The sequence below is a fragment of the Alienimonas californiensis genome, from assembly GCF_007743815.1.
Classification (GTDB): Bacteria; Planctomycetota; Planctomycetia; order Planctomycetales; family Planctomycetaceae; genus Alienimonas; species Alienimonas californiensis.
Genome location: NZ_CP036265.1, coordinates 3,423,915 through 3,449,130 on the forward strand (window position 1 = coordinate 3,423,915; position 25,216 = coordinate 3,449,130).

Here is a 25,216-nt window from a genome sequence, read left to right on the forward strand (position 1 = left end):
GTTTTTGCGCAAGACGTTGCGCCGCTAGTTGCAATTTCCTATCACGCCCCGGACCATCCTGATCACCGAATACGTCGCCCGCGATCTGGCCCGCGGTTATGAATCAAAGCGGGATCTCGAAGACGCCCTCGTCGCCACGGCGCGTCGGCCCGCTTATGAGCGGGCGTACTCCAACTACTGGGCCAACCCGGGCAGCGCCTTCGACCCCGCCCGGTACACCGTCGAAATGCACATGAGGCGGATCGTCCGCAACGAAGACGGCGCGCTGACCGAGCCGCCGCCCTGGTTCCCTGCGCTGCCGGGAGCGGAGAAAATCTACACCGTCCCCGTCATGCAGACCGGCGTAACCGCCATCCTGGTGACCGGGGACGCGGATCGAAACAAGGTGCAGACCATGCCCGGCGGAAACCACGCCACCATCGCGATCGAGCTGCCTGACAATTGGGACGCTTTGATGGCGGAGCAAGGTTATCGCCCGCTCAGCGAGTTCTTCCTCGAATAGGGAGGCCGACTACGTCGCTGGACTGCAGCGCGAATGCGGGGGGCGGTTCCGACATTCGACGGTCCAGCGCGGGACGTCGGCGGCACGGACGCCAAAGCGGGACCGTGCCACGAATCGGAGCGGCGAATCGGCCGGACGCTGAACAGTGATCCCGCCCCGCCCGAACCCGGGCGGGGCGGGATCCACCGAAGCGCGGAAGGTTCCGGCCCGCGGCCCGCTCTTTTCGTCCGTCGATCGCCTCGCTCGCTGGCGGGCGGGATAGCTCCTCGGCAATGGTGAGTCCGACAAGGTGCCCCCGCTCATCAAGTGACCGACGCGTGCGTCGACCGCGTCGACGCGACGTCTTTGCGGCCGGACGGGGCGGCCGCACCGGCCGCGTTGTGCTCTCTCGTGACTGAGCTCCGTGATCGTGAGGATCGGCGTCGACGCATGCGACGCACGTTTTGCGAGGACATGGGGGGCCGGTGCGTGGCGATCGACGATCCCTGCGCCGGGCTTGGTCTCGCCCAGCGGGCCTGTTCGCACGGCTCCGGAACTGCTGCTTCGCCAAGACGTGGCGATGGGAAGGGCGGACACACCCGTCCTGACCCGCAGCGGGCGGGGCGTCGTCAGTCCCGCCGGTTTCTACCTTGCCGACGTCGACGCGCCGCGTGATCGCGTGCGGTATCATGCGAGCTTCACCGACACGCGAGTTCGGCCGCCGGAGGCTGAGACACCCCCACGAAGCGATCGATGCGGCTGGCCAAGTTCAGCCTCGCGAACGTCGAGCCCATCCTCGCGGAATGGGAAGCCTTCGCGGCCGCCCTCGCCCCGGGGGCGACGATGACGAAGCTCGCCCTGCGGGACGACGCCGAGAAGATCCTGCTGGCGACCGCCCGCAGTATGCAGGTCCACCAGAGCCTCGCGCAGCAGGCCAGCAAGTCCAAAGGGCGCCGCGGCGCCGACGCCGGGGAGAGCGACCGGCTGGACGACGCCTCGACGCGGCACGCCCGGGAGCGCGTCGGCTCGGGATTCGACATCGTCGAGGTCGTCTCCGAATACCGCGCCCTCCGCGCCAGCGTTCTGCGTCTCTGGCGCGAGAGCCTGCCGCAGCCGGACCTGGACGACTTGGACGACGTCACCCGCTTCAACGAGGCGATCGATCAGTCGCTCGCCGAGGCCGTCGGCAGTTATACCGAGCGAGTCGATCGGTCTCGCCAACTGTTCCTGGCGATCCTCGGCCACGATCTGCGGAATCCGCTGAACTGCATCCGCATGGGCGCGCGTCTGCTTTCGCCTTCGGACGGAGACGCGACGTCCGTCGAGGCGCTGGCGATGATCAGCACGGAAGCGGAGGCGATGGGACGGTTGATCCACGATATGATCGACTTCGCCTCGACGTGGCTGGGCGGCTCCATGCCGCTGAAACGCGCGCCGCTGAACCTGCAACCGCTCTGTCGTCAAGTGGTCGACGGATTTCGCGCGACCCACCCGCGGCGCACGCTGCACTTTCGCCCGCGCGGCGACCTCGCCGGCCATGGGGACGCGGATCGACTCCGGCAGATCGTCTCCAACCTGCTGGGCAACGCGTTTCAGCACGGGGCGCCGGACGGGCCGATCGAACTCTCGGTCGCAGCGGAAGGCTCGACCGTGGTGTTGAGCGTGCACAACGAAGGCGCTCCGATCCCGCCGGAGGCCCTGCCGACGCTCTTCGATCCGCTGGTGCGCCATGCCGACCTGGAGTCGGCGTTGCAGCGGGCTCCGGGCAGCATCGGGCTGGGTTTGTACATCGTGCGCGAGATCGTCCACGCCAGCGGCGGCGAGATCGAGGTCGCCTCGACGGCGGAGCAGGGCACGACGTTCACCGTCCGCCTTCCGCGTCTGCCCGCCGTCGCCGGCCGCGAACTCAGCGACCCCAAAGCCGCGGGATAACTCGCGTTCTGAAGACCGTCCGCCTCCTTCGTCCGCGACTCCGACCGATCGTCCCATCGACTCGCCCCCGGAGGCACGGGTTTCAGAATGCCTCCGACGATCGCGGGGGAGCAACCGGCGGGGCACTAAGAAAACGGCCCCACCCCGCCCGGTCTAAGATAGAAAACCCTCAGGCGGAGAACCGGAAGCGAAACGGTCGCCGCGGAGGGATCTGCACCAGTCGGTCGACCTCCGCGGCCGGCAGGTAGCCGACCCGCGGATAGCCCCCGGTGGTCTGGCCGTCTTGGAGAAGCACGATCGGCCGGCCGGACGGCGGCGCCTGAATCATGCCCGGCAGGACGGGCACGCTGTCGGTCATGGCGGTTTCCCGAAGCGTCAGCGTCGGCCCCTCCAGCCGGGCCCCCATGCGGTCGCTGTTCGGGCTGACCCAAAACTGGCCGTTCGTCAGTTGATGCTGCGCGGTCGGCGTGAGTCGGTCGTACTCCGGCCCGGGCCGCAACGTGATCGGGCGGTCCGACGCGTCCTCGTCCGCCAGGCTGAGGCTCATTTGCGGTCTCGTCTCCTCCGGGCGCTGCCAGCGGATCACGTCGCCGGCCGCCAGCGGCCGGCCGCCGTTCCCCCCGAACCTCCCCGGCACGTACGTCGAGGCCGAACCGAAGGACCGACTCGTTCGAATAGAACCCTGGACGCCGACGTACGCCCGGCAGCCGCCTACGGCGGGACGGCCCGCGAGCGTCTGGCCTGCCGCGACGGCGACCGTGGCGTACCGAGGCGCCGGACGGCCGCCGACCGTCCAGCCCATGTCCGCCCCCGTCAGGCAGACGACGGCGGCCGACTCGAACCGGAGCGCCGGGGGCACGAAATGACACTCGATTACGGGTGCGTCCGGGTCGTTCCCGAGGATCGCGTTTCCCAACTCGGCCGACCGGCGGTCCAACGGGCCGGACGGCGGGATCGCGTAGAAGGCCAAGCCCCGGCGCCCCCGATCCTGGAGCAGACTCAGCATCCCGGCGCGCACGACGGACAGCCGCCCGACGGCTTCGCCGCTCGTGTCGATCGTCGCGTTCGTCGGCACGGCTCAGCTTCCCCTCAGGCCCGTTCCGTCAGGGTGACGACGTCGCCCGGCTGCAGACTGACGGGAGGCAACTGATCGAGTCGTAAGACGTTCACCCCCACCTCGCCGAGCACGTTCCATCCGGCCGGGCTTTCCAGCGAGTAAATTCCCGCGTAAGCCCCGCCCACGGCGAACGAGTTCGCCGCCGCACGGCGGTCCGGCGACTCCTTGCGGGGAACCTGCAGGCGGTCCGGCAGGCCCTTCAGATAAACGAAGCCGGGCAGAAACCCGATCATGGCGACCGAGAGGTGACACCGCAGCAACTCCGTCTGATATTCCTCCCTCGTCAGACCCGTGTGACGACAGACGCGGTCCCAGTCCGGCGAGTCCCCGAACCGGACCGGCAGGCGGACCGCCCGCCCGTCGGCGGCGCCGGCGTCGTCGGCCGGAATACTATTTAAAGCTTGAAGGCCCTGCTCCGTGTAGCGGTCGTTGAGCTTCAGGCAGATTTCCCGCTCCGTGGCGATCACCTCGTCGCAGAACTCCGGCCGACGGGACGACAACCTTGCACCGAAACTCGCCGGCAGTCGCGCGTCGGCCGACGCCGGGCGCAGTAACAGGAACTCGCCGTGGTACTCGGTCGCCACGACCGGTCGGCCGAAGAGGCGGATCTCGTGGCGCCGGATCGTCACGACGGCGAGCCGCCGCGGTCGGCGGTCTGGTTAGTCCGGCCGTCGATCATGCCTCGGGCGATCTGTGCGAAATGGACTGCGTGCGGCGAGTCGCCGTGAAGGCAGATCGTATCGACCGGGATCACGTGCCGCTCCCCGGCCGCGTCACGGACGTGCCCGGCCAGCAAGTCGCCGAGGTGGTCGCGGAACTCGTCTTCGGTCTCGATCAGCGCCCGCGGGTCGGACCGCGGGACCAGCGCGTCGGCGGCCGCGTAGCGTCGGTCTGCGAAGGCCTCGTGCCGGAACGCCAGTCCCTGCCGGATCGCCAATTCATCGAGCGGCGACCCCGCCTGTCCGACGATCGCGGCGTCTGGGGCGATCCTCTTGACGGCCGCGATGAGAACCCCCGCCCGCGGGCCGGGCGAACGCACGTCGTGATATAGGGCGCCGTGCGGCTTCACGTGACGGAGTCGAGCCCCGAACGCCTCGACCAACGACTTCACGGTCGCGATCTGGAACAGCAGTTCCGCCTCCAGCCGTGCGTCCGAAATCGGAACGGACCGCCGGCCAAAGCCCGGTCGGTCCGGGTACGACGGGTGGGCCCCCACCGGAACCCCCCATTCAACGGCTTCCCGGACCGTCGCCACGATCAACTCCGCTCCGCCCGCGTGCGCCCCGCAGCTCACGTTGCACGACGTCAGGTAGGGCAGCAGTCGACGGTCCCGCTCGACCGTCGTTTCGCCCACGTCCGCGTTCAGGTCCATCGCCGGGGCCGTTGATTTGCTGTCATAGATCGATCCGTCGGGCGCCGCATCGCCTGATCCGCCCGTCCTCTCCGGTCGAGCTTAAGGAATTGCAGCAGGGCAATCACAGCGGACGACCGGCCGAGGCCGCCGCGGATTCGTCGGTCCGGTCGACTTCGAGCTTCCCGAATGTGCGCCGGCGCAGGATAACGTCCGTACGTCGCTCCGCGGCGTGAGGGAGAAACGCTCGTTCGCCTCATATCCCCGAATGGGTAGCTGTCGAGATGACGATCAAGCCTTTTCCTCAGAGCTTCTGGGTCCGCGACGGCCTGCTGTGCGCCGGCCATTACCCCGGCGATCAGGAACCCGCGACTCGCGACGATAAGCTCCGAGGCCTGCTCGACTGCGGCGTTCGCCGGGTGCTCTGTCTGATGGAGGCGACCGAACGAGGTCGCGGCGGTCGCCCTTTTGAGCCGTACGTACCGCGCCTGCAGGCGTTGGCCGCCGAGCGTCAGGCCGCTGTGGAATGCCTGAGCCTCCCGATGCCCGACGCCAGCGCCCCGCCCGAGGGCGCCTTGGAACAAGCCCTTGAACTGATCGAAGCGGGGCTGCGAGACGAGACGCCGACCTATCTGCATTGTTGGGGCGGCCACGGCCGGACGGGGACGGTCGTCGCCTGCCTTCTGATCCGGCAGGGTCGCACGGCGCAACAGGCGATCGACGCGCTGCTGGGATTCCGCACGGATCTGCCCAGGAACCATCACCCCTTTGAAGGTGACCAGGAGCGGTTCATCCGCTCCTGGGCCGGAGGTCGGCATTGATGCCAGGAACGAACTCATGATCGAACTCGTGCTCGAGCAGGCCGGCGACCCGAGCCTCGAACAGCAATTTCTGCAGAACCTCTCGGCCCACGTCGCGGCCGTGAAGTCCTCGGCCGGCGCCGGCGATCGCCGCCAGGTGGCCCGGATCGAGGCTGCGGTCCGAGCCGCCCCCGAGAGGTCGTTTCACTTCGACGCGGCGGGGACCGGCACGTTGCGCAGCGACGGCGTCGACATTCCCGCAGGCCGCTTCGAAACCCCGTCGATCGGCACCCTCCGCAAGCGAGTCGCCGCGGGCCGTCAGGGTGCGGGCGGGCGGGTGCGGCTGTGGGTCCTCGACGGCGACTCCGCCGCCACGGATATCGGCAGCCTCCAAGCCGCCGCCGGGCCGGGGACCCTGTTCCAGGTCGCTTCGCAGTTCAACTGTCTGGAGTCGCCCGGGCCTTACGTGACGCCGGTCGCACGTTACTTCAGCGATCCGACGCAGGGGCCGCGGGCTTCGGTCTCCGCGTTTTCGGGCACGCTCCTGCGGCATTACGCGGCTCCCGGCCCCGACGGCGAACGGTTCGTCCAGGCGACCGACGGCCCGCAACTCAACCTGCTTGAAGCGGTCTGTTCGCCGGGCGTCGCGGAGGTCCGCAGCGGCTACCTCACCTCCTCCGGGATTGCGGATCGGTCGGCGTTTCGGGCCGCCCTGGAGGACCGCTTCGAGGAGATCCGCGTCGGCGTCCACGACGACGTTCCCGTGCTCCTGGGCTACGACTGGGACGGGGCCGTGGCGGGCTACCGTCGCATCGGCCAGGCGTTCACGTCGACGTTCGCGGGCGGCGGGTACAGCGGCGCCAGCGCGGGCGATCCGAACCTTCGGCCGATCTGCGCCGCCCTTCTCCGGGCCGCGTACCTGGGAACGCTCCTGGGTGCGGCGGCGTTAGGGCGCGACAAGGTGGCGCTGACGCTGATCGGCGGCGGCGCATTCGGCAACCCCGTCCGGCTGATCTGGGAGTCGATCTGCTGGGCGATCGACGAGGTCGAGCCGTTGCTGTCGACGGCGATGGACGTGGTGGTGAACGGCCGAAACCTCGGCGACCACATGGGCGTCGAGGAACTCCTCCCGGCCGTGCGTGCGCGGAATGGAGCGGTGGTCGTGTTCGGTTCGACCGGAGTCTCCGTGCGGCGCTGAGCCCAAGCACCGGAGCGAACGGCGAACCCACGGACAAAGCGGACCGGGCCCGCCGTCCCGGTTTCGCACGGCATGCAGGTCTTTCAGGCGGCCCCGGCAGCTGCTCAGTAGCGCTTTGCTGCGAACGAAATCCTCCAACCACACAGGAGTCGATCGATGGACAAACCTGTCTTACTTAACAACTGCAAGGGGCGTCCCCACGCAACACTCTTCGGACCGAAGGCCTTCTACGACCTCAATACTCACGGCGTCCAAACCAGGAAGGCAACCGACCTTCGTGTCGGAAGGGTCTGCATCGTCGCTCAGAAACCGGACGATCAGGACATGGTGCAACTTGATCGCTATAGCTTCGAGTTCGAGCGATTGATGGCGGACCCGGAGTTCGGTGACGACGTTCGCGTCATGTTTGGCGAACTGCTCGACTCGGAAACTCTGCCGAAAGACAAGGCCGCGTCCCGCTCGCTATATTCTGCGTTGTTCAACGTCAACGGCGACTTCAAACAGGTCGCGGTTGTCGAGAACTGACAAGCCCGAAATACGGCCGATAACCATCTGATGCACCGGAGCGGCGAAGGTCGGCGTTTTAGCAATTGAGAATCGTTCGCGGCCGCCCGGTGATCGGTAACGTGACCCGTCTGTCCGATAGCGAAAAGCGAAGACCCGCACCGCCCGAACCCGGACGGGGGATCCTCCTGCTCAATGCTGTTCGATCAGGTCTCGACCCGTTCCTTAAACCCTTTCCTTAAACCTGTCACTTGCCTGCCGGCCAAACAGCTCCTCCGCTGTGGGTCGGACCGAACCGCCCCGCCGCCGCCCGTAAAGCTCCCGGCGAATGCGTCGCCTGCGTCGACGCGACGCCTTGGAGCCCAGCGTCCGCTCCGGCTCGTGGCGAACAGCGCCGCATCACAGACCCGCCCCATCCGTCGGGCAACTCAGCGACGCAGGCGAACCATTCGCCGGCGGGTTGTCAGGTGTCGTCGACCGAGCCGGTCGAAGAGCCGCTTAGAACGCCGCCGCCGTTCGGTGGATCGAGGCAGGCTCAAGAAGGGTATGGCACTGGACAGAGCGGGGTGTCAGGGGTGTCAGGGGGTAAACCGTATTCGCTGCGCCCGCAACTTGGTCCCGGGCCCGCATTCTCGGACGGGGGACTCGTATCCCCACTTCAACAACTTGCAAACTCCCCCTGACACCTCTGACGGCGGGCAGGGCCGCTGTGCCGATCTCAAGGAAGCCGGTTCGGGTCGACAGGCTGAAACTGGTGGACGGACAGCGGCTACGGAGCCTCAGCCGGGCCATGGGGTAACACCTACGACGACACCCCCGGGGACGGCGTGTTCCCGTAGCCGGGCGTGGGAGCGATCGACGTGCTGTACGTCGGCGGGGACGAGGCCGAGCGGTTCGAGGCGGCGAGCCGGGGCCGCGATACGTTCGTCAACGACCACTACCCGGTGCGGGCTAACCTAGCGCCGTGAACGATCAGGCCGACGCACCGACCACTACCGGCCGCCGGGCGTGGCGACTCGTCCGCACCCTCACTCTGCCGTGGGGCTTCTGCGGGGGCTGCTGTGGGCGCTGGTCGGGCTGACGCCAGAGCCGCGTGCGGCGTCGTCCGGACTCTCGGTCGGGGGGGGGCAGGAGTACCTCGTCGCCCCGCCTCTCCGGTGGGCCGGGACCGATCAACTGGTCGCGGTCTGGAACGCTCGTTTTGCCCCGCCCGCCCGTCAATGCATCGCCGGCTCCGGGTTCTCCCCGGGTTGCACGAGGAAGTCGAAGTCGCAGCCGCGGTCGGCCTGTTGGATGTGGGCGGAGAACATCGCGCCGTAGCCCCGCTGAAAGCGGGGTTTCGGCGGTTGCCACGCTTCGCGGCGGCGGGCGAGTTCGTCGTCGGGCACGTCGAGGTGCAAGCGGCGGGCGGGGACGTCCAATTCGATGATGTCCCCGGTCTGCACGAGGGCGAGCGGGCCGCCGACGAAGGATTCCGGGGCGACGTGCAGCACGCAGGTTCCGTAGCTGGTGCCGCTCATCCGGGCGTCGGAGACGCGCACCATGTCCCGCACGCCCGCTTCCAACAGCTTCTTGGGCAGCGGGAGCATGCCCCACTCCGGCATGCCGGGGCCGCCCTGCGGGCCGGCGTTTTTCAGCACGAGGACCGAATCGGCGGTCGCGGGCAGGTCCGGGTCGTCCAGCCGGGCGACGAGATCCGCGTAGTCCTCGAACACCACCGCCGGGCCGCGGTGGCGCCGCTTGGCCGGGTCCATCGCGCTGGCCTTGATGACGGCCCCGTCCGGCGCGAGGTTCCCGCGGAGCACCGCGACCCCGCCCGAATCGGCCAGCGCGGTTTCGGGGGTTCGGATCACATCGTCATTGTGAACCTGGGTGCCGGCGATGTTCTCGCCGAGCGATTTGCCGGTGATCGTCGGGGCATCGGTCTTGAGCAGCGGGCGGAGTCGTTCCAGCAGCGCGGGCAGGCCGCCGGCGAAGTGGAAGTCCTCCATCAGGTGTTCGCCGGACGGCCGCAGGTTGCACAGCACCGGCACCTCGCGGGAGGCGCGGTCGACGTCGTCCAGCGTGAACTCGACCCCGGCGCGGGCGGCCATCGCAACGAGGTGGATCACCGCGTTCGTCGACCCGCCCAGCGCCATCAGGGCGACGGCCGCGTTGGCGAAGGCGTCGGGGCCCAGGATTTTCGAAGGCCGCAGATCCTCGCGGATCAGTTCGACGGCCCGGCGGCCGGCCTCCGCGGCGACCCGCGGGTGCTCGGCGTCCATCGCGGGGACCGAGGAGGAACGCGGCAGGCTCAGGCCCATCGCCTCGATGAGCGCGGCCATCGTGGAGGCGGTGCCCATCGTCATGCACGTCCCGGGCGAGCGGGCGATCCCCTCCTCCATCTCCCGCCACTCCGCCTCGGTGATGCGGCCGGCCCGCAGTTCGTCCCACGACTTCCACACGTCGCTGCCGCTGCCCAGCACCCGGCCGCGGTAGTTCCCTTTCAGCATCGGCCCCGCCGGCATGAACAGGGCGGGCAGGTCGACGCTGGTGGCCCCCATCACCAGTCCCGGCGCGGTCTTGTCGCAGCCGCCCAGCAACACGGCCCCGTCGACCGGGTAGGACCGCAGCAGTTCCTCGACCTCCATCGCCAGGAGGTTGCGGTACAGCATGGTGGTCGGCTTTTGGAAGTTCTCCGCCAGCGAGAGCACCGGCAGTTCGACCGGCCAGCCGCCCGCCTGCCACACGCCCCGCTTCACGTCCTCCGCCCGCGCCCGCAGGTGCCCGTGGCAGGGGTTTAGATCGCTCCACGTATTCACGATCGCCACGACCGGCTTGCCGTGATAGTCCCCCCGCCCCAATCCCAGCTGCGCCGCCCGAGACCGGTGCCCGAAGGAACGCAGGTCCGACGGGCCGAACCAGCGGTCACTGCGGAGCGGGACGGGAACGGGATCGGGCATCGGGGTGGAATTCTCGAGGTTCAAATTGTTCACCGGCGGTCGGAATCGCTCGCGGTTTCGCGGTTGGCGAGACAACGGATCCGCCTGCGAAACCGCAAGCGAGCCTCGGACCAGCGAGGAATCAAACGAGCGGGACGAGCGCGCTCCCCGCCAGCACGGTGACGAAGCCGGCGAAGCCCATCAGCGCCATCATGGCGGACTTCGTCTTCAACGTCTCGACCTCGTCGAAGCCGGTCATGGTGCGGAAGACCCAGAAGCCGCTGTCGTTCATCCAGGTGCCCACCAGGGTGCCGGACCCGATCGCGGCGACCAGCCATGCCGCGTGGAACGGCGGCGCCGCGGCGAGCAGCAGCGGGGAGCAGACGGCCGAGACGGTGATCATCGCCACCGTCCCGGACCCCTGGGCGATCTTGAACAAACTCGCCAGCCCGAACCCCAGCGCCAGCAGGGGCAGGCCGAGGGTGTCGCCGATCGATTCGAGCGCTTCCCCCAGCCCGGCGGCGACGAGCATCTTCCCGAACGCCCCGCCGGCCGCGGTGATCAGCACGATCACCCCGCCCGCGGCGACGGCGGTCCCGATCCCGCCGCGGAGTTCCGCCATCCCTGCCCGCCGCTGCCGGGCCAACAGCGCGACGGAGGCCGCCGCTGCGATCAGCAGGGCGACGGCCGGGTCGCCGACGACCGCGAGCGTGGCGGTCGCCTCGGGCGGCGCTCCCGTCACGTCGGCGACCGTTTTCCCGCCGATCAGCAGGACGGGCAACGCGATCGGCAACAGCGCCAAACCCAGCGGGGGCAGTTCGGCGTCCGGCCGCAGCGCCGTCGTCTCGGAGGCGGTGTCGACGCCGGGGGTGTCCCGCACCGGGAGGTCGAGCCGGCGGTCGATCCACAGGGCGTAGAGCCAGCCGGTCAACGACGCGGGAAACGCGACGCAGGTGCCGACGAGCATCACGACGCCCAGATCGGCCCCCAACTCCGCCGCCATCACCAGCGGACCGGGCGTGGGCGGGACGAACACGTGCGTCGCCGACCCGCCCGCGGAGATCGCCAGCGCGTTCAGCACGAAGTGCGACCGACGGCGGGGGGATTCGACGCCGTCCGGCCGTTCCCCGTCGGGCGGGCGCCCACGCAGGTCCCGCAGGCTCATCGCCCGCGCCAGGGGGACCAGCAGGAAGAAAACCGTGTCGAAGAAGACCGGGATCGCCAGAACGAACCCGCCGGCGACGAGCGGCAGCGACCGCCCGCGGCGACCGACCCGCGGGGTGAGGGCCCGGACGATCCGGTCCGCCGCCCCGCTCGCCATCAGACCGTGGCCGACGATCGAGGCGGCGACAATGGCCACGGCGATCTTGCCGGCCATCTCGCCGAGGGCGGACGTCACCGCCCCGACCGAATCCGCCACGGCGACCTCCGGCGAAGCGACCGCCACGCCGACGGCCACCGCCACGAGCGCCACGAAGGCGTGCACGTTCCAGCGGACGATCAGCAGGAACAGTACGGCCGTCGAGCCGAGCAGGATCAGCCCCGGCACGACTGACGACACGACGGCCGGCGAATCCGGCCCGATCATCGCGTCGCCGCGTCGGCAGCGACTGTCGGGTCGGCGTCGACCGCGAGCAATGCCGCCGCGGCCTCGCGGACCGGCGCCCGCAGTTCGTCGGGGAGGTTACTCAGCAGGGGGAGCATCGGCCCCGTGTCGGCGATCCCCGTGAGCGTGACGGCGTCGTGCAGCACGCGGATAGGGGAGTGCCCGTCCCGCAGATCCTCCAGCGGCAGGTAGCGTTCACGCAGCGATTCGGCGGCGGCGAAGTCGCCGTCCCGCAGCGCCTCCAGCATTCGCTGCGACCCGCGCGGTCCCACGCAAACCGAGCCGGAGGTGAACCCGGCGAGGCCGAAGTCCCGCACGTGCACCACCGCCGGCCGCTCGCCCATCCCGCTGACCACGAGGCGCGGGTCCACGCGGTCCAGCAGGTCGCTCAGGTACGGGTCGTCGGCGGGATCCGCCCGGACGACGGCGTATTTCACGAAGGCCACGAGTCCGTCGTCGACCAGCGACGCCGCCCCCGCGGGCGTCAGGTAATCTTCGTCCTTGAGGTACAGCACGATCGGCCGGCCCAGCGCCTCCGCGAATCGCCGCACGCCCGTCCGCACCCCGTCGCGGGTCGCGGGGAACTTCAGCGGCAGCACCATGACGGTCGGGAAGTCGGAGTCGCGGAGCGCCGGGATCTGGTCCCGCAGCTTGCCGTAATCCGGCCCGGCCGAGGGGATCACGAGCGTGTCCGACCCGGCGGCGTCGGCGAGGAAGTCGAGCAGGCCCGCGTACTCGCCCAGCGACACGTTGTAGAAGTTCGCGTTACCACCGTAGAGCAGCGACCGCACGCCGCCCGCTTCGATGTGCCGGATCAGGGCACGGTTCGGAGCGTCTGCGACATTCAGGTCGGCATCACGGGCCAGCGGCGGCACCGCGATGACGGAGCGTGCGAGGTGGGCGGCATCGAAGTTCGTCAGCATGTCCGCGAGTGTGGCCGCACCGGCCGACGCTGTCTATTCTTCCGTCTTCCGCAGCGTCGCCGGGCGGGTGATGCCCGGCATCGTGTCGATCGAGGCCCGCGTCGCCGGCACCAAACGTAAAGTCGCCGGATCCGGCTCGGGGGGGCAAAGCCCGCTCGGCGGGATGAAAGCCCGTTCGGCCGGATGGATGAGGAGACGATGCGGCGCTTTTCCGGCAATGACCCCCGCCTGCAAGAGTTCTTCCGCCAGCAGCAGGCCCCGGAGGCGAACCAGCCCCGCCGCCGCATGCGCACGCCGGACCGCGTGCAGCAAGACTGCGGCGTCGCGATCAATATGTCCGGACCGATCCTGACCAACAGCCACGTGGCGAACGGGGCCGACGAAGTCGTACTCCGGGCTCGAGGACGGCCGCGAGTTCACCGCCACCCTACGCCGTGAGCGAATGTGCGGGCCGCATTGTCGTAAGGCTCGAACCTGAAACGGGTTCGGTCCCGCCGTAGGGTTGCGGGTTTGTGCCAGCCAGCACGCCGCGAACCCGGACCGAAGGAACCGGACACCGTGACGCCAACCTACGGAGACCGACTGATCGCCGCGATGGACACGATCTCGCACGCTGCTTCTTTCCGGCCTGCGTCCGGCGGGACCGGGCGGACGGGCGATCGGACCCCCTGACGATCCCGCCCCGTGGGTCGCTGAGGCCGAACGGCCGGCAGCATGTTTCGTGGCGTCACCGTCGCCGGGGCCCCCGAAGCCGCCGACGCCCGCACGTAGGTCCGAGAAGTCGCCGGCGGATGCGTCGCCACCCGCGCCCGGGCGGGCGACGCTTCCCAGCTTTGCCGGAGGCGGGACGCACTTGAACGCCGTTCCGCCTGATCGGGACGCCAAGCCATCAGCCCGCCGCCGATGATCCGCACGGCCGCGTAGGATCTCGACCGATTGCGATCGCTCTGAACAGCCCGAGCGGCAGCATCGGGGGTTCGCGGCGAGCCTGGAGCCAAAGGAACACGATCATCAGAAGGGCGGCGAAGCCGAACGCGGTCACCGTCACGGCGTCGCTCCACCCGTGCTCGCCGGCCCTCGTGATCCCGTAGGCGAGTGCGATCATCGCGCCGGTTCCGCCAATCGCGTCCAACGCATTAAGCCCGCCAGGGCGCCGCCGCCCCTCGACCAGGGCCCGGGCGCCGGCGAGCGCCGCCAGGCCGATCGGAACGTTGATGAGGAACGCCCACCGCCAGCCCAGCGTCCCCCCAGGAAGCCCCTGAGCAGGATTCCGACGGTCTGCCCACGGCGGACATTGCCGCGTAGACGGCCATAGCCGAGTTGCGCGTCTTGCCCACAGGAAAGGTGGTGGCGATCAGCGCCAACACGTTCGGCGCGACCAGCGCCGCCCCGAGACCTCGCAGGCTCCGGGCGGCGATCGACATCCCTCCGTTCAGGACGAGACCGCCCAGCAGCGATGCGGCCGTGAATACGGCAAGGCCAATTCGCAACACCCGCCGCCGACCGAAGAGGTCGCCGAGCCGACCGCCGAACAGCAGCAGGGCGCCGAAGACCAGAACGTACGCGTTGATGATCCACGGCAGGGCCGACGTTAAAACCGTCAAGTCGCGTTGAATGCTTGGCAGAGCGATATTCGCAATGGTGTCGTCCAAAACGAGCATAAGTTGCGCCGTCGCGATCACGACTCAGGACAGGCCCAGCACGTGACCGCTCTTGAAAGTCGTGGACCGGTCCGCCTGCGAGATTTCGATTGTGCTCAAACAAAAGCCTGTCTGATAAAGACTATTTAATGCTGTGGCGGGATCGTGAATATTGCAGCCCCCCGGTTCGCGGGGAGCCGCAGTGCGTCGGCCTCTGTTTTCCCGGCGAGGCCTCAGCGCACGTCCACCACGAACGGAATGACGCGAACCTGTCCATCCTGTTTGAACTGACCCCAGCCCTTGTAGAGGCCCGGCTCCGGGAAATGAGCCTCGAACTCGACTTTGCCGGCGGTCGCGTCTTCGAGCACAGGGTGGACGTGGACGTATTCCCCCGCGGCGCTGACAAACATCAGGTGCCCCAGCGCGCCCATGAAGGGCTCCAACTGGGCGGAACCGTCGTTCTCGTCTGCGAGCGCGAAGGCGACCCGCGTCGCTTGCCCGGCTTTCAGCGGCTCGGCGGAGACGGACGTCCGGAGGCCGTCCGCTTCCACGTCGCCCGGCACATTGGGAACGAGGGACGGGGCGGGCGGGGCGTCTCCGGCAACGAAGACGGATCCGAGGGCCGTGGCGTGCCCGCCGCCCGTCGGCGCGTAGTCGGCGAACAGGCGGTACCGTCCGCCGACAGGGAAGGTGTGGGTGATCGTTAAGCGCCCCTCTGCGTCGACTGACGGGTGAATATGGGCGAAGCGGTCGAGCCCGTCCCGCACGATGACGAGATGAACCTTCTCCTCGTGGACGATGTCGAGATCCTTCACCATCGTGCCGTCGGCCGAATGAATCATCAGCTTGAGCGTGACGGGGAGACCCGCCACCGGTTCCGCCGGCTCGGTCGCCACGATCAGCTCCGCCGCGGCCGGAGAGCCGTGCGAACGTTCATGTCCGCCGTGATGATGTTCTTGATGAAGCCCTTGACGATGCCCGTGGTCGTTCACGTTCTCCTTGGGTTCGGAGGTACAGCCGAAAGTCGTAGAGACGATTCCAAGCGTAATGAGCGGTTTCATAATGAGCGGTTTCATGATGAGCGGTTTCATAATGAATGTCCTCCGGCGATCAGCGCGAACGCCGCCATGGCGACCATCAGCCCGTCCTCGACCAGGGTCACTGTGGACATCGGGAGGTTAAACACGGTGCCCAGGCACGCGCAGCGGATCTTCCGCTTATTTAATAGACTTTGGATCACGCCGACGCTGCTGACCGACATCACCACGAGCGTTGCGAAGTTCGTCGCCGCCGGCTGAAATCCGGTGACGTACGCCGCCCCGAGCGCCAATTCGATAAACGGATAGACGTACCCGTAGGCGGGAACCCGCCGAGCCACGACGTCATAGCTGCCGTAGTTGTCCGCAAATCCCCGCAGGTCGAGCAGTTTGAAGAACGCGAAGGCGAGGAAGAACGCCCCCATGAAGTTCCCCATGGCCCGGCCCCAGTCAAAGTCGCCGACGCGCACCTCGACCAGAGCCACCACCCCCACCAGAAACGCGACGAGCAGGAGCAGCGGGAAGTAGGTCGTCGCGGTCGGGGCGTCAGCGGGTCGCTCGGCAACTGCCGGCGCAGACGGCGCGGCGATCTCGCCGAGGATTTGGTATCCGGCCTGAGCCACCGCGTCCTTAACGGACTCAGTCGAGGCGTCGCCGTCGACCGTCAGCGTCTTGTCGGCGGACGCGACGTCGATCTTCCACCGATCGACCCCCAGCGTGCGATTCAAATAGGGCTCCACGGTCGCGACGCAGCTGCCGCAGCGCAAATTCGTTCTGAACTGTTTCGTCGTCTTCATCGCGTAGGCTCCTCGACGGGCGTGAGCCGCCCGGCGTGTTGGTGAAAGGTGCGGGCGAACCCGGCGGCCTGCGGCCCGCCACGGCGGCGGCCGAGCCATTCACCTGTGCAGACGCACGACCGAGTCGCGCGTTACACCTCGGGTCGACTGAAACGACGAAGTGAGCCGAGAGGGCGGCTGAAAACGGGTCGATCAGCGGCGCGAGCAGGTGCAGTCGAAGCACCCGTGGGCGGCGCAGGTGCGGCAACTGCGCTGCAACTCGTTTCGGAGCGCGGCCCGCGCCCGGTGAAGTCGCACACGGGCGTTCCCGGGCGAGATCCCGATCGCCTCCGCGGCGAAGCCGACGTCGTCCCCGTCGAGGTCGACGCGACGGATGAGGTCGGAATACTCCGGCTTGAGCAGGGGGATGAGGTCGTTGACGCATTCGCAGACGACCCGCTCCAGGTCGTCCTCGAACCCGGCGTCGGTCCCGGACGCCTCGCGGGCTCGGGCCTCGAACGCCTTCCGGCCGGCGGCGGCGCGGCGGTAGTGGTCCACGACGGCGTTGCGCAGTAGCCGGTAGAACCACGCGACGGCGCGTTCGTCGTCGCGGATTTCGCCGGCCTTGTCCAATCCCCGCACGAACGCGTCCTGGAGAATCTCCTCGGCGTCTTCGCGTCTGCCGACGCGAGCCGTGAGAAAGTCGAGGAATCGCCGATGATTCGCGAGAAGCCGCGCGACGACGTCCGATGCCTGATTGGGTTCGTCTGGGCTCATCTTCCGTCCTCGTCCACTGGGGTCGACAGCACGTTATACCAGCTCCCTCTGCGGCATGTCCCTTCGCTCGTAACCCTGCGGTGACGGGAGCTGGGTCGGCGGGGAGGAGGGGTTTCTGCCGAGTCCTAAGGAAAAGATCCCGCCCCGCCCGAACCCGGGCGGAACGGGACCGTGGGGCATGGAATCAGAGTCAGCTTCCGGCCCGCTCCTTCAGCCCGTCGATCGTCTCGCTCGCCTCCCCTCGGGACAGCTCCTCCGCGATCGACAGCGCGAACCGCCGCAGCCCTTTGTCGCGTGGCCGACGCCGTTCGACCCACCCGGTGCGGGGCGGACGGAATCGCTCGGGCGTCGCTGGCGTGGATCGCGGAGCGGATCGGCCAGAGCCCCGGAACCGTGCACATGGGCCCTCGAGCAGTCAATCGCCGCCGGACTCAACGAGCGGGTGCGGCAGGGCCGGGGCGGGCCCGGCCGCAACGCGGAGGTCGCCCGCGTCCCCCTGGGCGACCGGAAGCCGGCTTCCGGTCGCGACCGAAAGAATCCGTCCGTTGTCGAGGAAGCCCGCTTCCTCCTTTCCATAATTATGGACGGGGCCGCCGCCTCCGGCGGGCGCCCCGCCGGCAATTCTTTGACGAACTAGACAGACATCTGTCCGCCTCGCTCGCCTGCGGGCGGCTCAGCTCCGCGGTAGTGTTCCGGCCGAACAGCCACCGCAGTTCAAGCTCGGCGAGGCGTCAGGGGCGTCAGGGAGTAGACCGCACTCATTCCTCTTCCTCCCGCGCCGGCGGCGAGGAGACGTCGAACCCGCCTCTCGGGGAGGGCGCCGTCGTGTTCCTGCTCCAAGGAGTTGCCGTATCCCCCCTGACGCCCCCGACGGCGCGAGGTCCGGCCGTCTCGGCTCCGAGAAGCTCCGATCGGCACGACTCGTTCCGGAGCCTCGCCGCCCGACCCGTGAGCGGACGATTAGGGCCGCGCCGCAACGCGTTGACGCGGAAGCCAGCGCGCCTCACCGTGTCTGAGAAAGCCGTCGCAGATGCCAGCCGTCCCCCCCGCCGCCGCCGACCCCCACGTTCTGGCACAGCTTCGCCGTCCCCCGGATCGAAGCGGGGAACCCACCCGCACCGTGCAGGAACCTCCTTGGGCACAAGGACGTGCGGACGACAACGGCATCCCCCTCGTTTTGAACCGCGGCGGCCGGGGCATGGTCAGCCCGGCTGACTTCACGCTTCCCGATCCCCACTCGACGCATGATAACGTGCGAGCGTTTTCTTGCGGAGTGTCGGAGAAACACGAGTTGACCAAGAAACCGGAAATATGAAGCACATCATAAAGGATGACGCCCGCCGAGCGGCGATCACTCGGCGTGAATTTGGAGGGATGCTCGGCGTGGCGGGCGCGGTCTGCGGAATGAGTCGAGCGTCTGCGAGGGGAGTTCAGGAGGCGCCGACGGATGCGGACGGAAAGGTCATTCCCGGCTTCGAGACAACTGGGGAGGAGTCGGTCGCTCCGAAGGACTGGCAGCCTTACTCCGATCGCAGGGTGAAGGTGGGGATCGCCGGATACGGCCTCTGTAAGTTCGGAGCGGCGTTCTTCTACCAGAACCATCCCAACGTCGAGGTGGTGGCCGCGACCGATCTCGATCCCGGGCGGTGCGCCGAACTGGCCAAGGCGGTCGGCGCCAGGAAGACCTATCCGTCCTGCGAAGAAATGATCAGGGACAAGAGCGTCGAAGCCGTCTTCATCGCCACCGACGCCCCGAGCCACGCACGTCTGGCGATCATGGCGCTCGATCACGGCAAGCATGTGTGCTCCGCCGTTCCCGCTGTTTTCGGGTTTGAGGCGGAGGACGAAGCGGAAAGATTGTTCAAGTCCGTCAAGAGGAGCGGCTTGAAATACATGATGAACGAAACCTCGACGTTCCATGAGGATCTCTACGCGAAAAGGATGCAATACCAATCCGGAGCCCTCGGGAAGATCATCTATTCGGAAGGGGAGTATTGGCACGACGGCGTCGGCGCCCTCGAAAGTTACAATCCGAAGACCGGCAACATCGACCAGCATGGATGGCGCCGCGCGTTGCCGCCGATGTGGTATCCGACGCACGCCACGGCCTACTACGTTTCCGTGACCGGAGGCCGGTTCACGGAGGCGTCCGGTCTCGGGACTGAGAGCTACTATCCGGTCTTCAAGGACGGGGCCAACCAGTATCGGAACTCTTTCGGCACGGAGATCGCCATGCTGAAGACGAGCGAGGGCGGCATCTCGCGCATGGGAGTGAGCTGGGACATGAAGAACGCCCACGGGGAGCAGGGGCGCGTTTACGGCGAGAAGACTCATGATGAGAACGTCGACGGCAGCCGCCCGCCTCTCCCGCCCGGCGTCGGCGGCGGCGGGCACGGCGGTTCTCACGGGAGGTTGACCAATGATTTTATCGAGTCGATTCTGCTCGATCGAAAGCCGATCGTGGATATCGGCGACGCCCTGAACATGACCCTCGCCGGCACGATCGCCCATAAATCCGCACTCAGGTACGGCGAGTGGATGAAGATCCCGCAGTATGACTTATAAATACCGATCCGGGGATAGGCCGGTAACGCGTCGCTCCTGACGCAGACCCCGTCGCGAGTTCAGTCCGTCGCGTCAATCACGCTTTTTACCCGCAGTCGAAGTCGCGTCCTCGGGCAGTCGTCGGAGGCCTTCGACGTGACCGATCCGTCCGGGGGGCTAACAAAATGATCCCGCCCCGCCCGAACCTGGACGGGGAGGGATCAAGCGGCAATCTTTCAAATCACTGTTCAACACGCTCCTTCAGCCGGTCGATCGCCTCGCTCGCCTGCCGGCGGCTCAGTTCCTCCGCCGTTGTGAGGCCGAACCGCCGCCGGAGTTCCTCCGTCAACTCTACGCCCGCCTTGCGGCTGAAGGCGTGCAACGCCCGCACCTGCTTCTCGGTGCAGGGCAATGACCCACGGCCGTTCGTCATCGAGCCGTTGGTCGTAGACCCGTTGCGGGCCGAGCTGCCGTTGCTTCCGCGTGGACCGTTCACCGGCCGCCAGCGTTCCTCCTGCGAGTCATCGCCGCTTCCGCCGGGCTTAACGCCCAGTTCGGCGTCGACCGTTTCGCGGATCACGCCGAAGATCCCGCGGACCTGGCGCCGCAGGCGTTCGTGGTCCTTCAACAGGTCCGCGGACAGCTCGACCTCGACGTTCACCATCGCTCCCTTGGAGCCGTAGGCGGGCAGGCCCACTTTGCGGGACAAGCCCGCGTTCAACTTCAACATCGATTCGCTCCGTTCGGGATGTGGATGAAGGAGCGGCCGGCTACGCGGTGAGCGAGCCCAGCCGCTTGAGACTGCCGAGGGCGCTGGAGACCAGCCGGTCCCGCCGCTTCAGCCTGCGGAGGTCCGCGGCCAGCCCCTTCGCCTCCGCGGCGGCGTCGGCCAGCGTCGCCTGCAGGGCGGTCGCCCGGTCCAGCAAGGCCTCGGGATCGGCGGCGGCGTGGCCGTTGGCGGCGTGGCCGTTGGCGGCGTGACCGTTGGCGGCGTGGCCGTTGGTCGCGGTGGGCTCGGCGGGGGAGCCGTTCAGGCGGTTCGCGGGCATCTGCGTGGCAGGGCGTTTCATGGGGGTGACAGTTGTCGCGGGGACGGCGGACGCCGGACCCTCCGCGGTCAGCCGCACGGCTCCGTCCGCGGGCACGGGATCCCCGGCCAGCGTGGCGAAGACCACCGTGGTTCCGGGCTGGCCATCGCCGGCGGGGGCGTCACAGCGGACCGGTTCCTCCGGCCCGTTCAGCACCCACTGCGTGCAGCCGGCGGACAGGGCTCGAGCGACGAACCGACGATCCGCCACGCAGATTGCGGCGCCGCGGACGTCGGAATCGGCCGTCGTCAGTTCCACCGGGGCACCGCCCTCCTCGGCGGCCCGGATCAGCAACGTGTCGTCGGCGATCTCGAGCGTGACCGAGCGCCGGTCGGCGCCGGCGCCCGGCAGGCGGTCCAGCCGATCGGCGAGGAACGCCGCGTCGGCCGCGGACAGCATCACGCTCGCCTTGCCCTCGCCGCCGGGCACGACGCGGTCCAGGTCCGGGAACCGGGCGTCGCGGGCCTCGGGCGACCAGATTGACCAGTCACCGCATTGCAGCACGGCCAGCCCCGCAGACTTCCCGCCGGGCAGGAACGCGACCAGCGCCTCCTCGCCCCGCAGCGAGGCCGTGGAGAGCACGTGCGGGGCCGGCAGCAGAATCGGCTTGTCGAAGCTGAACGTGAAGCCGCGGGCGATCAGCAGGTGATGACTGTCGGTTGCCTCGATCCGGCCGGCGTGCGGGTCGAGGCGGACGCAGCCTAGGGCGTAGCGGGTCGACTCGGCGTCCGTCACCTCGCAGGCGGGCCGCAGCGCCGCGGCGAAGCCGGGACCCGGGTCGTGATACTCCTCCACGGCCGGCGGAGCGAAGCTCGCGGCCCGATCCCGAGCCTGCTTTTCCAGGGCGCCGCGGACGCTGCGGGGCACGCCCTTCTCGTCCCAGTTGGCGACCACGGCATCGCCGTCAGCCTCAGACAAGTGCACGTCGCCGCCCTTCGCTGCGCCGGCGTCGGCCAGCAGGGCGTACGGCAGGACCAGCCCGGCGGGCGGGCGATCGCCGGGGAGCAGCAGGCTGACACCACGACCGTCGGGGCCGACGGCGGTGAGGCGGGTTCCGCCTTCGGCGTCGGCGTCGGCGTCGATGCGAACCGGTGGGCCTTGGTCGCGGGCCTTCAGCCCGAGGTGTTTCTTGGCCACCGTGCGGAAGCGGTGCAGCGTCCGCCGGGGCAGGATGATCGGAGGCATGGGGCGGCCCTTCGTGTTCAGGATGAATGGGGTGAGAGAAAAGGCCGGCGACGGGGTTTAGCCCGCCGCCGGTCGTGGGCGTCGCGGCCGATTCAGTGGAAGGTGACGCGGCCTTTGCCGCAGCGGGTCAGATCGCTGCGACGACTGGCCTGCTCGGCGTCCCAGTCGATGGGACCGAGGTCGTCGTCGTAGTGGGTGAACGACGGCGGGCCGTCGATCTGGAAGCCCAGCCGGGCGATGGCGCCGACGCTCTCGCCGGTGGCGGCGGCGATGCGGCGGTTCAGTTCGTGCTGGGGCATGGGAAGCTCCTGTTCGTGCAGTGGGAGGGGGAAAAGAGAAAGCGGCGAACGGGCGCTGGGCCGGTCCGCCGCTTCGGGGGGAGGTGGAAGCGAAACCCCGTTGGGGCGTGGGTCAGCCCGTGGGGGCATGGGTCAGCCTGTCGGGGCGCGGGTCGCCCGAACCCGCCGCTTCCGGGGGGAGGCGGCGGGCGTCGTCGCCGCCGGGCGCTCAGCCGGGCGGCGTGAGCCGGTTGCGGACGAGCCAGTCGGCTTCCGCGGCCAAGGCCTCGCTCCGCAGCGGGAACGGCCCGAGGACGGGACCGCCGCTGGGGGAGAGGTCGGCCGTCCATCCGCCGCCGTCGGCGGGCTCGATATGGCTGGCCCGGATGGTGGAGGCGGCGCCGATCGCGCCGGCGTCGATCAGTTCGCCGTAGAGGCCTTTCGCCGTGCCGTCCGGCGAGACGAACAGTTCCTGGACGGCGCCGCTCATCGGGGCGACCGCAGCACCCGGCGGCGGGGGGCGTCGGTCAGCAGCGGGTCGAGGGCCTCGGCCACGCCGGTCAGTCCCTCGCAGACGCGGTCCTGCAGCCAGCCGACGCCGGTGCTGGCCCGCAGGTCCGCGGGGTCCACGCCCCGCATCAGGCCCTTGGCCTCGGCGACGACGGCGTCCAGCTCCTCGTTGCCGCCGACGTTCAGGCGACGGAACCTCTGGAAGAACTCCGTGAGGTTCTCCACGGCGGAGTCCCGGAACACCCGGGGACCGCCGTTCTCGCTGCCGGACAGCCGTTCGCGGAGGTGTTCGACTAGAGCAAACCCAGGTGTGGCGTAGCGGATGGGGCGACGGCAAAATGCCGGCGTCCATCCCGCTCACGGAGTCGAGTCGGTGCGTGCGTATTCGGAGGATCTGAGAGAACGCGTGCTGACCGCCCGCGACGCCGGCGAGCCGACGAGGGTCGTGGCCGACCGTTTCGCCGTCAGTCCCGCCTGGGTGCGGCGGCTGGTCCAGCGGCGGCGGGAGAGCGGCACGGACGAGGTCCCCGCCGCCCGGACCGCGCCGGGACGGACGCGGGCGCTGGCGGGCCGGGAGGCGGAGATCGTCGCCGCGATGAACGCCGAGACCGATCGCACCGTGCGGCAGCTGAAGGCCGATCTGAAGCTGAATTGCTCGGCGGAGACGCTGCGACGAGAACTCCGCCGGCTCGGTTTCCGCTATAAAAAAAGACGCTGATCGCCTGCGAGCAAACCCGCCCCGACGTCGCCGACGCCCGGAGGCGTTGGCGGCGGGCCCGCGGCGGCTTCCGGGCCGGGCGGCTGGTCTTTCTGGACGAGACGTGGGCCAAGACGAACATGACCCCGACCCGGGGGTGGGCGCCGCGGGGACGCCGGCTGCTGGCGTCCGTGCCGCACGGCCACTGGCGCACCACGACGTTTTTATGCGGGTTGCGGGCCGACGGCCCGGTCGCCCCGTTGGTCGTCGACGGGGCGATCGACGGGCCGCTGTTTCTGGCGTGGGTCCGGCAACATCTGGCGCCGATTCTGCGCCGCGGCGACGTGGTGGTGATGGACAACCTCGCCGCCCACAAGGTGGCGGGCGTGGCGGAGGCGATCCGGGCCGTCGGTGCGAAGGCGCGGTACCTGCCGCCGTACAGCCCCGACCTGAACCCGATCGAACTGCTGTTCAGCAAGCTCAAGCGTCTGATCCGGGCCGCGGGCGAGCGGACGGTCGAGGGGCTGTGGCGCCGCATCGGCGAACTGCTCGACCGCTTCCCGCCGTCCGAGTGCCGGAACTATCTCCGCCACTGCGGCTATACACGCTACGCCTGATCGCGGACTGCTCTAGGCGGCCAGCGCCCAGCCCCGCCGGCGGCAGAGGCCGGCGAGGTCCCGGAGGACCTCCCTCGGCTCCGGGCTGACCGCCAGCACGCCGGGGTAGGCGGCGGCGACCAGCTCCTCCAGCCGGTTAACGAAATTGGCGGGCGGACTGGCAGGGGCCGCCGGTCGACGCACCGATGCACTCGCCGGAGCTTTCTCGGGGCTGGGACTTGGTACGCCCCCGGCCGGACGTGGTTCCCGACCGGCGGGACGACCTGCGGGGGCCAAAGTTCAGCCGGTCGGTGCGTCGACTGCGTCGCTGCGACGCCCGCCGTGGTCGCCCGCGGGGGCTTCGAGAGTGCGGCATCGGCGCCTCCTTTCTGAGGGGTTAGCGTTGTGAAGGAATTCATTGCCGACCGGCAGGCGTCAGGCCCGATGCTCGGCGGGCTGGGCGACCTGCTCGGCTGCGTGATACTCCGGCGTCAGCCGCTCGGCGCTCTTGCTGCCGAGGACCTCCTCATACGGCTTCGACGCCGCCTTGCAGACCGTGCCGGCGAAGCCCTTGGTCTCGACGCTGGTCTCGCCCTCGGGCGTGACGGTGACCTCGATGTGGGGGTTCATCAGGCGAGTCCCCCGTACGCGTTGCCGGTCGTGCCGAAGCCGGCGGTGCCGGCGGTGACGGTCAGCCGCACGCCGCCGTCGGGCAGCGAGGTCTCGCTGATCCGGTGGCCGCGGGCTTTGGCCTGCAGCTTGGCGGCTTCCAGGGCGTAGGCCTGCTTCAGGCGGCCGAGGAAGGCGTTGTCGCCCCAGCGGCCCTCGTCGGTGTCGCAGCGGACAGCGCCTTCTTCTCCGATCAGCACGGGGTACACGAACCCTGGCGGTCGCACCGCGAGGCCGCTTTGTTCGGCGCCGTCGAAGAACTTGACGGTTTCGGTTCGCGGCTCGGGCAGGCCGAGCCGCTCGCAGGCGGCGGACAACGCCGCCGGGTCTCTCAGCTTCGTCTCGATGGTGACGACGTGGCTCACGGGCGGAGCCTCCTTTCGATCGGGGGACAACGGGGAAAAGGGACTGCCCGCGGCGACCCGGTCGGGGCCGGCGGGGCGGGGCGAGCGGCCGTAGCGGCCGGCGACGGACCGCCGGCGGCAGGGCCGGGACGGTCAGGCCGGCGGGGAGCCGGGACCGCGGGCGCCGGGACGGCCGCACGGACGGGCGTGCGGGGGGACGTCCGGCCGGAGGCGCCGGCGCC

The 25,216-nt window shown here is 69.1% G+C and carries 28 protein-coding genes; 8 read left to right on the forward strand and 20 right to left on the reverse strand.

Going from position 1 to position 25,216, the window contains the following annotated elements; translation table 11 throughout:
- Positions 1 to 28 precede the first annotated feature (28 nt).
- Entirely contained in the window at positions 29 to 502 is a 474-nt protein-coding gene (locus tag CA12_RS13445; protein WP_145359469.1) for a hypothetical protein, read from the forward strand.
- A 732-nt stretch (positions 503 to 1,234) separates the two neighbouring features.
- Complete coding sequence (locus CA12_RS13450) at positions 1,235 to 2,413, forward strand: sensor histidine kinase (RefSeq protein ID WP_145359471.1); 1,179 nt, start codon at positions 1,235 to 1,237, stop codon at positions 2,411 to 2,413.
- A 169-nt stretch (positions 2,414 to 2,582) separates the two neighbouring features.
- Here CA12_RS13450 and CA12_RS13455 read toward each other — a convergent pair whose 3' ends face one another.
- The 3 genes from CA12_RS13455 to CA12_RS13465 are packed head-to-tail and all read right to left on the reverse strand — an operon-like array spanning position 2,583 to position 4,902.
- Positions 2,583 to 3,488 carry a 5-oxoprolinase subunit C family protein gene (locus CA12_RS13455; protein WP_145359474.1) on the reverse strand — a complete coding sequence of 302 codons (906 nt, stop codon included), beginning with the start codon at positions 3,486 to 3,488 and terminating at the stop codon, positions 2,583 to 2,585.
- Between the two features lie 14 nt (positions 3,489 to 3,502).
- Complete coding sequence (locus CA12_RS13460) at positions 3,503 to 4,159, reverse strand: carboxyltransferase domain-containing protein (RefSeq protein ID WP_145359477.1); 657 nt, start codon at positions 4,157 to 4,159, stop codon at positions 3,503 to 3,505.
- The gene (locus CA12_RS13465) at positions 4,156 to 4,902 is read right to left on the reverse strand and encodes a LamB/YcsF family protein (protein ID WP_145359480.1); all 747 of its coding nucleotides are present in this window, start codon (positions 4,900 to 4,902) and stop codon (positions 4,156 to 4,158) included. The genes CA12_RS13460 and CA12_RS13465 overlap by 4 nt, the downstream gene beginning before the upstream one ends.
- A gap of 263 nt (positions 4,903 to 5,165) precedes the next feature.
- Here CA12_RS13465 and CA12_RS13470 point away from each other — a divergent pair, with 263 nt between their 5' ends.
- From CA12_RS13470 to CA12_RS23015, 4 genes are all read left to right on the forward strand, one after another.
- Positions 5,166 to 5,702 (forward strand): protein-tyrosine phosphatase family protein, encoded by a 537-nt coding sequence (locus CA12_RS13470; RefSeq protein ID WP_145359483.1) that lies wholly within the window; start codon positions 5,166 to 5,168, stop codon positions 5,700 to 5,702.
- Positions 5,703 to 5,718: 16 nt separating this feature from the next.
- Positions 5,719 to 6,879, forward strand: a complete 1,161-nt coding sequence (locus CA12_RS13475) for a hypothetical protein (protein ID WP_145359484.1) — start codon at positions 5,719 to 5,721, stop codon at positions 6,877 to 6,879.
- Positions 6,880 to 7,035: 156 nt separating this feature from the next.
- Positions 7,036 to 7,404 (forward strand): hypothetical protein, encoded by a 369-nt coding sequence (locus CA12_RS13480; RefSeq protein ID WP_145359487.1) that lies wholly within the window; start codon positions 7,036 to 7,038, stop codon positions 7,402 to 7,404.
- Between the two features lie 824 nt (positions 7,405 to 8,228).
- A complete protein-coding gene (locus CA12_RS23015) occupies positions 8,229 to 8,351 on the forward strand; it encodes a hypothetical protein (RefSeq protein WP_261342349.1) in 123 nt (40 codons plus the stop codon).
- Between the two features lie 249 nt (positions 8,352 to 8,600).
- On the opposite strand, the gene araD is transcribed toward CA12_RS23015, so the two are convergent.
- The 9 genes from araD to CA12_RS13520 form a co-directional block, all read right to left on the reverse strand.
- A complete protein-coding gene (gene araD, locus CA12_RS13485) occupies positions 8,601 to 10,325 on the reverse strand; it encodes an L-arabinonate dehydratase (RefSeq protein ID WP_145359491.1) in 1,725 nt (574 codons plus the stop codon).
- 121 nt (positions 10,326 to 10,446) lie between these two features.
- Positions 10,447 to 11,865: a GntP family permease gene (locus CA12_RS13490; RefSeq protein ID WP_165700750.1), complete on the reverse strand. Its 1,419-nt coding sequence runs from the start codon at positions 11,863 to 11,865 to the stop codon at positions 10,447 to 10,449.
- 23 nt (positions 11,866 to 11,888) lie between these two features.
- Complete coding sequence (locus tag CA12_RS13495) at positions 11,889 to 12,833, reverse strand: dihydrodipicolinate synthase family protein (protein ID WP_145359497.1); 945 nt, start codon at positions 12,831 to 12,833, stop codon at positions 11,889 to 11,891.
- Between the two features lie 33 nt (positions 12,834 to 12,866).
- Positions 12,867 to 13,196: a hypothetical protein gene (locus CA12_RS13500; protein WP_165700751.1), complete on the reverse strand. Its 330-nt coding sequence runs from the start codon at positions 13,194 to 13,196 to the stop codon at positions 12,867 to 12,869.
- Positions 13,197 to 13,722: 526 nt separating this feature from the next.
- On the reverse strand, positions 13,723 to 13,938 hold the full coding sequence (locus CA12_RS22555) for a hypothetical protein (protein ID WP_207621983.1): 216 nt from the start codon (positions 13,936 to 13,938) through the stop codon (positions 13,723 to 13,725).
- Positions 13,939 to 13,969: 31 nt separating this feature from the next.
- Positions 13,970 to 14,494 (reverse strand): MFS transporter, encoded by a 525-nt coding sequence (locus tag CA12_RS22560; RefSeq protein WP_207621984.1) that lies wholly within the window; start codon positions 14,492 to 14,494, stop codon positions 13,970 to 13,972.
- A 212-nt stretch (positions 14,495 to 14,706) separates the two neighbouring features.
- Entirely contained in the window at positions 14,707 to 15,564 is an 858-nt protein-coding gene (locus CA12_RS13510) for a hypothetical protein (protein ID WP_145359503.1), read from the reverse strand.
- Positions 15,561 to 16,307, reverse strand: a complete 747-nt coding sequence (locus CA12_RS13515) for a heavy-metal-associated domain-containing protein (RefSeq protein ID WP_145359505.1) — start codon at positions 16,305 to 16,307, stop codon at positions 15,561 to 15,563. The genes CA12_RS13510 and CA12_RS13515 overlap by 4 nt, the downstream gene beginning before the upstream one ends.
- Before the next feature lie 192 nt (positions 16,308 to 16,499).
- Complete coding sequence (locus CA12_RS13520; protein WP_145359508.1) at positions 16,500 to 17,063, reverse strand: RNA polymerase sigma factor; 564 nt, start codon at positions 17,061 to 17,063, stop codon at positions 16,500 to 16,502.
- A gap of 1,311 nt (positions 17,064 to 18,374) precedes the next feature.
- On the opposite strand from CA12_RS13520, the gene CA12_RS13525 reads away from it, so the two are divergent.
- Complete coding sequence (locus tag CA12_RS13525) at positions 18,375 to 19,628, forward strand: Gfo/Idh/MocA family protein (protein WP_145359510.1); 1,254 nt, start codon at positions 18,375 to 18,377, stop codon at positions 19,626 to 19,628.
- 220 nt (positions 19,629 to 19,848) lie between these two features.
- Here the strand turns inward: CA12_RS13525 and CA12_RS13530 are convergent, their stop codons facing one another.
- From CA12_RS13530 to CA12_RS13550, 5 genes are all read right to left on the reverse strand, one after another.
- Positions 19,849 to 20,337 (reverse strand): hypothetical protein, encoded by a 489-nt coding sequence (locus CA12_RS13530; RefSeq protein ID WP_145359513.1) that lies wholly within the window; start codon positions 20,335 to 20,337, stop codon positions 19,849 to 19,851.
- A gap of 40 nt (positions 20,338 to 20,377) precedes the next feature.
- A complete protein-coding gene (locus tag CA12_RS13535) occupies positions 20,378 to 21,880 on the reverse strand; it encodes a hypothetical protein (protein ID WP_145359514.1) in 1,503 nt (500 codons plus the stop codon).
- A gap of 92 nt (positions 21,881 to 21,972) precedes the next feature.
- On the reverse strand, positions 21,973 to 22,179 hold the full coding sequence (locus CA12_RS13540; protein WP_145359517.1) for a hypothetical protein: 207 nt from the start codon (positions 22,177 to 22,179) through the stop codon (positions 21,973 to 21,975).
- Between the two features lie 208 nt (positions 22,180 to 22,387).
- The gene (locus CA12_RS13545) at positions 22,388 to 22,648 is read right to left on the reverse strand and encodes a hypothetical protein (protein WP_145359520.1); all 261 of its coding nucleotides are present in this window, start codon (positions 22,646 to 22,648) and stop codon (positions 22,388 to 22,390) included.
- Entirely contained in the window at positions 22,645 to 22,911 is a 267-nt protein-coding gene (locus CA12_RS13550; protein WP_145359522.1) for a hypothetical protein, read from the reverse strand. The genes CA12_RS13545 and CA12_RS13550 overlap by 4 nt, the downstream gene beginning before the upstream one ends.
- 79 nt (positions 22,912 to 22,990) lie before the next feature.
- On the opposite strand from CA12_RS13550, the gene CA12_RS23260 reads away from it, so the two are divergent.
- Positions 22,991 to 23,982, forward strand: a protein-coding gene (locus tag CA12_RS23260; RefSeq protein WP_145357049.1) for an IS630 family transposase whose coding sequence is annotated in 2 segments (ribosomal slippage) — positions 22,991 to 23,371 and positions 23,374 to 23,982 — 990 coding nt in all. Because the reading frame shifts where the segments join, the coding sequence is not laid out codon by codon here.
- Between the two features lie 12 nt (positions 23,983 to 23,994).
- Here CA12_RS23260 and CA12_RS22150 read toward each other — a convergent pair.
- The 3 genes from CA12_RS22150 to CA12_RS13565 all read right to left on the reverse strand — a co-directional run bounded on the left by CA12_RS22150 (position 23,995) and on the right by CA12_RS13565 (position 24,995).
- Positions 23,995 to 24,165 carry a hypothetical protein gene (locus CA12_RS22150; protein ID WP_165700752.1) on the reverse strand — a complete coding sequence of 57 codons (171 nt, stop codon included), beginning with the start codon at positions 24,163 to 24,165 and terminating at the stop codon, positions 23,995 to 23,997.
- A gap of 231 nt (positions 24,166 to 24,396) precedes the next feature.
- A complete protein-coding gene (locus CA12_RS13560; protein WP_145359525.1) occupies positions 24,397 to 24,591 on the reverse strand; it encodes a DUF2997 domain-containing protein in 195 nt (64 codons plus the stop codon).
- The gene (locus CA12_RS13565) at positions 24,591 to 24,995 is read right to left on the reverse strand and encodes a DUF1257 domain-containing protein (protein ID WP_207621985.1); all 405 of its coding nucleotides are present in this window, start codon (positions 24,993 to 24,995) and stop codon (positions 24,591 to 24,593) included. Before CA12_RS13565 ends, CA12_RS13560 begins: the two co-directional genes overlap by 1 nt.
- Positions 24,996 to 25,216: the final 221 nt, after the last annotated feature.

Bases quoted from the DNA above. Each gene is read 5' to 3' on its own strand.
- CA12_RS22560 (WP_207621984.1), bottom strand. From the start codon at position 14,494: ATGCTCGTTTTGGACGACACCATTGCGAATATCGCTCTGCCAAGCATT.
- CA12_RS13560 (WP_145359525.1), bottom strand. From the start codon at position 24,591: ATGAACCCCCACATCGAGGTCACCGTCACGCCCGAGGGCGAGACCAGC.
- CA12_RS13450 (WP_145359471.1), top strand. From the start codon at position 1,235: ATGCGGCTGGCCAAGTTCAGCCTCGCGAACGTCGAGCCCATCCTCGCG.
- CA12_RS13495 (WP_145359497.1), bottom strand. From the start codon at position 12,833: ATGCTGACGAACTTCGATGCCGCCCACCTCGCACGCTCCGTCATCGCG.
- CA12_RS13540 (WP_145359517.1), bottom strand. From the start codon at position 22,179: ATGCCCCAGCACGAACTGAACCGCCGCATCGCCGCCGCCACCGGCGAG.
- CA12_RS13480 (WP_145359487.1), top strand. From the start codon at position 7,036: ATGGACAAACCTGTCTTACTTAACAACTGCAAGGGGCGTCCCCACGCA.
- CA12_RS22555 (WP_207621983.1), bottom strand. From the start codon at position 13,938: ATGATCGCACTCGCCTACGGGATCACGAGGGCCGGCGAGCACGGGTGG.
- CA12_RS13470 (WP_145359483.1), top strand. From the start codon at position 5,166: ATGACGATCAAGCCTTTTCCTCAGAGCTTCTGGGTCCGCGACGGCCTG.
- CA12_RS13525 (WP_145359510.1), top strand. From the start codon at position 18,375: ATGAAGCACATCATAAAGGATGACGCCCGCCGAGCGGCGATCACTCGG.
- araD (WP_145359491.1), bottom strand. From the start codon at position 10,325: ATGCCCGATCCCGTTCCCGTCCCGCTCCGCAGTGACCGCTGGTTCGGC.
- CA12_RS13515 (WP_145359505.1), bottom strand. From the start codon at position 16,307: ATGAAGACGACGAAACAGTTCAGAACGAATTTGCGCTGCGGCAGCTGC.
- CA12_RS13475 (WP_145359484.1), top strand. From the start codon at position 5,719: ATGATCGAACTCGTGCTCGAGCAGGCCGGCGACCCGAGCCTCGAACAG.
- CA12_RS13535 (WP_145359514.1), bottom strand. From the start codon at position 21,880: ATGCCTCCGATCATCCTGCCCCGGCGGACGCTGCACCGCTTCCGCACG.
- CA12_RS13465 (WP_145359480.1), bottom strand. From the start codon at position 4,902: ATGGACCTGAACGCGGACGTGGGCGAAACGACGGTCGAGCGGGACCGT.
- CA12_RS13510 (WP_145359503.1), bottom strand. From the start codon at position 15,564: ATGAAACCGCTCATCATGAAACCGCTCATTATGAAACCGCTCATTACG.
- CA12_RS13545 (WP_145359520.1), bottom strand. From the start codon at position 22,648: ATGAGCGGCGCCGTCCAGGAACTGTTCGTCTCGCCGGACGGCACGGCG.
- CA12_RS13520 (WP_145359508.1), bottom strand. From the start codon at position 17,063: ATGAGCCCAGACGAACCCAATCAGGCATCGGACGTCGTCGCGCGGCTT.
- CA12_RS13530 (WP_145359513.1), bottom strand. From the start codon at position 20,337: ATGTTGAAGTTGAACGCGGGCTTGTCCCGCAAAGTGGGCCTGCCCGCC.